The organism is bacterium (genome assembly GCA_027622355.1).
Lineage (GTDB): Bacteria > UBA8248 > UBA8248 > UBA8248 > UBA8248 > JAQBZT01.
In genome coordinates, this window is sequence record JAQBZT010000243.1 from 1 (window position 1) to 4,501 (window position 4,501).

A 4,501-nucleotide genomic window follows, 5' to 3' on the forward strand; every position below is an offset into this window, starting at 1 on the left:
TTTCAGCTGATGGACCTCCCCCTCCAGGACCTCGGCGGAAAGATGCCCGGGGATCTCCCTTCCGGCAGTGAAGCATTCACAGATGAAAAGATCCGTTCCCTCGGCGAGCCGGGTGAGCGCCTCGGTCCATTCGGTGTCGCCGCTCCAGCCGATGGCTTTCCCTTGCCATTCAATGCGGTAGCCGTAAGGGATGACATGGCTGCCATGGATCATGCGCTCGGTCCGCACGCGGATTTCTTCGATTTGGGCGGTTTCGCCTTCACGCAAAGTCCGGTAGCGCACGTCGAATTTCCGGCCGCTCTTTTCGGCGGTGCCGGGGTAGCAGCTCTGATAGAGCGCCTCGCAGACTTCCTCGGTACCGGGCGGGCCCGCAACGGTGAAGGGGCGATCTCGTTTGGTGCCGTATTGGTATTCCAGAAAAAGAAAGGGGATCCCCGCGATGTGATCGCCGTGCAGGTGGGTGAGAAGCACGAGGTCGATCTTCTCCATGTCGAAATCCATCCCCTTCAGCATCGGCAGGGTGGTCGGGCCGCAATCCACCAGAAGCGCCCGCACGCCGGCCGCGGAGGAAGGCTCGACAAGGTGTGCCCGCCGGAGCCGAACGCGTCTCCGGTTCCCAGGACCGTTAGATGAAGCGGGTTTGCGGGCATATCAGTCGGAAGGAATCAGATCGCCGGCCTTGACGAATTCCTCTTCCATTTCCCGGAGGATCTCCTCTACAGACGAGAGCGAAAGGCCCAGGCCTTTGACCACCTCCCGGTTCAGCGGCGGGATGCGCTTGTCGCCTCCGCTCCCGAAGCCCAGGGCGCGTACCAGAATGTCCGCCATGTGGACGACATAGGTGGTTTCGGCCGATTCGCCCGCCTTGAGGGGGTCATGGTGAAGGGTAATGGGATCGCGGATGGAGGCGGGCAGATTCCATTTGTCGCAGAGCCATTCAGCCGTTTTCGTATGGGTAAATCCCACGATCTCCGCTTCGGCCTCCATGAAAAGGAGGTTGGATTCGGCGACCTTGGCGTTTACCAGATCGAAGTAGTCCGGCTCCTCGACTTTCAGGACAACCTTGCCGATATCGTGAAGCAGGCCCGCGACCTGGACTTCTTCCGGATCGGGGAGCCCGATGCGGCGCGCGATGAGACCGGCGGTCACCGACACTCCGAGCGAGTGCATCCAGAGGGCCAGCATCTCTCCGGCCATGATGTCGAATACGGAAGCGGTCAGCACCAGCCCCTTTACGGCGTTGAAGCCGAGCAGAACGAGCGCGTGCGTGACGGTGCCGATTTTTCCGGGAAATCCGAAAAAAGCCGAGTTGATCAGGCGCAGGACCTTGGCGGAGAGCACCTGATCGGCCGAAATCATCTCCCCGACCTGTGCGGTACTCGTGTTGGGTTTCTCCACGAGGGCGGACAGCTTGGCCACGACGCCGGGAAGAGTCGGCAGGCCCTCCAGGTTTTCGACCTTGTTTCGAAAGTAGGCCAGATCGAGCGTCAAGGCATCGGTCCTTATGTTATGGGAAATCCGACAACGCCTTTAGTTGCCGGCGGTGGCTTCCGGTTTTTTTTGTTCTTTTTTTTCGGCGGCCTTCGCGGCGAGCACCGCTTCTTCTTCTTCCATCCGATTGAATATTTCGCGAATATGTTTTTCGACCACCAGCCGCAGCGCCGTCATGAGCTTGTTTTCCTCCAGACCCTGGAACCGGAGACGCACCTCCGCGAGTTGTTCCTCGAGGGTCTGTTTGGGCTTTCCGTCGTCAACAGGGTGGCCCTCGACGGTGATGTGGGAAATTTCAAGCCGCTCGAGCCGATCAAGGAGGGATTCGGTCATCTTTGTTCCCGCGGCGCATAAGACCTGGCCGTTGGCGGTTTCCACCGGGCGTGCAATGACCATCTCGGGTGCTGCCTGAGACAATTTAATGCGCTGCATCTCGTTTGATCCGGCGCGGCCGGTTCCCCATAAAAGGCTGATTGGAGCACGGGAAAATTGTATATGACGATGTGCAAGGTGGCCCAGGGAATCCGGGGTGTCAAGAGGTGGGAAAAACTCCGGAGAAGAGCAATTCACGGTCCGGACAGGAGGAGGCGAAAATAAAAAAAGAGTGCGCGCGGGTGCCGGTCTTTTCATGTGAGCTGTGGATTTTCGGCGAAAGGCTCTGGAATCCCACACTTTTCAGATTTTTCTGCGCGTTCGCTTCTTGATTGGAGTTTGGGCGCGGTGATATTCTCCATTCTCCGGGTTTTGGAACCCGCGGGCGCACTTACTCCCATTTCTGAGGTCATGCCGGCAACCCATGATGAGATTTCCGGGAAAGCTCTCTGTCTGGATTTTTGGCGCTCTGGTTTTGGCCGTGGGGATTTTTCTAACCGAGGCACCCCGCCATCCGGCCTGGGCGGCTTCGGCCGGCTCGGAAAAGTCCATCGAGGTCAATGTGGACGGCTATCCGGTTCCGGTGATGGCCCGGGCGAAGTTCCTGGGGTGGGTTCGCCGCGATCTGACCGATCGTATACCTGGCAAGGAGACGCTCTTCAAACAGTATGCGGACGAATGGGGGTTTGCCTTCGAGGTATTGTCCATCAACAACGTAGTATTCGCCATCAATCTGGATACGGATGGCCGCTACCCGTACGACATCACTCTTATGGATACGAACTGCGACGGTATCTTTGAGACCAAAATTGAAGAGAAGCCGGGAGAAAAAGTGGATGAAGGCATACCGGAGTGCGTTTTCCGCGCAGGTGTGCCGGAGAAATAGAGAAAGGCTTTGTTTCAATGATCTCCAGGGATGGTTTCTTTTGTTTTTGTAAAACACGAAAAATCCGTTCGTCTGTTTTTCTTCTGGCCTTTTCGGCGGTTTTTGCGGCCAGCGCCGTATTTTCGAAAATGGCCATCTCCGCGGCGCCGGACCCGGAGTTGCGCCGCGTCCGGGTTCGCAACGTTCTGTTGGACTCACGTACAACACAGCCCGTCGTTTTGCTGGAAGAAATTCAAGGAGGAAAGGTTCTCCCGATATGGATCGGTCCATCGGAGGCACAGGCGATTCTCATGGAGATGCGGAAAATCCGCCCGCCCCGCCCCATGACGCACGATCTGCTCCGAGACATCCTCGGCGGCCTGCGCGCGCGGATTGACCGCGTGGTGATCACCGAGATGAAAAGCGGGACGTTTTACTCGAAGATCCATCTTCAGTCCGAAGGCCGAAGCCTGATCGTCGACAGCCGGCCCTCGGATGCGATCGCGCTGGCGCTGCGGGCCGGGGCGCCGATTTATGTCCGCGAAAAAGTGATGCAGGCGGCGTTCCCCTCGGAAGAAGGGCGGGACCTGACGCACCGCGCTCGGCTCGGACTGATCGTTCAAAAGATGACGCCCGCTCTCTCGCGCTACTTCGGCGCGGGCAAGGCGGATGGGCTCCTTGTCTCGAAAATCATGAACGGCGGCCCGGCTGCCCGCGCGGGATTGCGCCCGGGTGATGTGATCTACCAAGTAGGCGGGAAGCCGGTTTCGTCCGTGAGAGCGTTTGAGGAAAATTTTCTGGGACATTCGAGCGGTTTCACCGTCTCGGTGCGCAGGGGACATAAAGGCGAGGGATTGGAGATGAAGCTTTCTGCCGCGCCAGAACAAGGCGGCCGCGCCCAATGAATATCCTGTTTGTTTGCACGGGCAACCTGTGCCGCTCTCCCATGGCGGAGCGGATGCTGAAGAAATTCCTCTCCCGTGAGGGGCGCAAGGACGTGGAAGTTCGCTCGGCCGGCACGCACGCCATGACAGGAAATCCCTCTCCGGTGGAGGCGATTCAGGTGGCCAATCAGGCGGGGATCGATTTGACTCCCCATCAGGCGCAGCCGCTGACCGACGAGATTGTGGACTGGGCGGATCGGATTGTCGTCATGTCCCCCGATCATGCGGATTATATCGAGGTGAATTTTCCGCATGGGATCGAGAAGATCGATGAGATGGCCATCTACCGGCCGGGCGGCAGACCGGGCGATACCATCAAGGACCCCTACGGGCAGTCCCTTTTTCATTACCGCCAGTATTACGGCGAGCTGATGGAAGCTGTCCAGGGATTTTACGCGAAGCTCAAAAACGGATTTTCCTGATCCGCCGGGGAGAAGGTATTGCCGAAGTATCGCGTCGGGTCGAAGTATCGCGTCGGGCCGGAGGATGCACTGGTCGTCGTCGACCTCCAGGCGGATTTCTGCCCCGGCGGGGCGCTGGCGGTACCGGAGGGCGATCAGGTGATCCCTCAGATCAACCGTCTTCTGGCTATCGGCGGATGGCGCCGGGTTCTGACCCGGGACTGGCATCCTGAGAATCACCTCTCCTTCCAGGACCGCGGCGGGATCTGGCCGCCGCATTGCGTGGCCGAAACCCGGGGCGCGGCCTTTCACGCGGGGCTCGATTCCGGGGCGGCCGATGCGGTGGTGTCGAAGGCGGCCGCGTCCGATCAGGAGGCCTACTCGGGATTCGACGGGACCTCTCTGGCGGATGATCTCCGGCGGGCCGG

Annotated in this window: 7 protein-coding genes; 4 read left to right on the forward strand and 3 right to left on the reverse strand. The window is 59.3% G+C overall.

Going from position 1 to position 4,501, the window contains the following annotated elements; genetic code table 11:
• From O2807_12425 to O2807_12435, 3 genes are all read right to left on the reverse strand, one after another.
• Window positions 1-555: MBL fold metallo-hydrolase (locus O2807_12425; GenBank protein ID MDA1001305.1), on the reverse strand; the 555-nt coding region annotated here is incomplete at its 3' end.
• A 96-nt stretch (window positions 556-651) separates the two neighbouring features.
• Window positions 652-1,491: an HDOD domain-containing protein gene (locus O2807_12430; GenBank protein ID MDA1001306.1), complete on the reverse strand. Its 840-nt coding sequence runs from the start codon at window positions 1,489-1,491 to the stop codon at window positions 652-654.
• 39 nt (window positions 1,492-1,530) lie between these two features.
• A complete protein-coding gene (locus O2807_12435; protein MDA1001307.1) occupies window positions 1,531-1,887 on the reverse strand; it encodes a hypothetical protein in 357 nt (118 codons plus the stop codon).
• A gap of 400 nt (window positions 1,888-2,287) precedes the next feature.
• On the opposite strand from O2807_12435, the gene O2807_12440 reads away from it, so the two are divergent.
• The 4 genes from O2807_12440 to O2807_12455 form a co-directional block, all read left to right on the forward strand.
• Window positions 2,288-2,749 (forward strand): hypothetical protein, encoded by a 462-nt coding sequence (locus O2807_12440; protein ID MDA1001308.1) that lies wholly within the window; start codon window positions 2,288-2,290, stop codon window positions 2,747-2,749.
• Between the two features lie 128 nt (window positions 2,750-2,877).
• Entirely contained in the window at window positions 2,878-3,633 is a 756-nt protein-coding gene (locus O2807_12445) for a DUF151 domain-containing protein (protein ID MDA1001309.1), read from the forward strand.
• Window positions 3,630-4,094: a low molecular weight protein arginine phosphatase gene (locus O2807_12450; GenBank protein MDA1001310.1), complete on the forward strand. Its 465-nt coding sequence runs from the start codon at window positions 3,630-3,632 to the stop codon at window positions 4,092-4,094. Before O2807_12445 ends, O2807_12450 begins: the two co-directional genes overlap by 4 nt.
• 18 nt (window positions 4,095-4,112) lie before the next feature.
• On the forward strand, window positions 4,113-4,501 hold a 389-nt coding region (locus O2807_12455), incomplete at its 3' end, for an isochorismatase family protein (GenBank protein MDA1001311.1).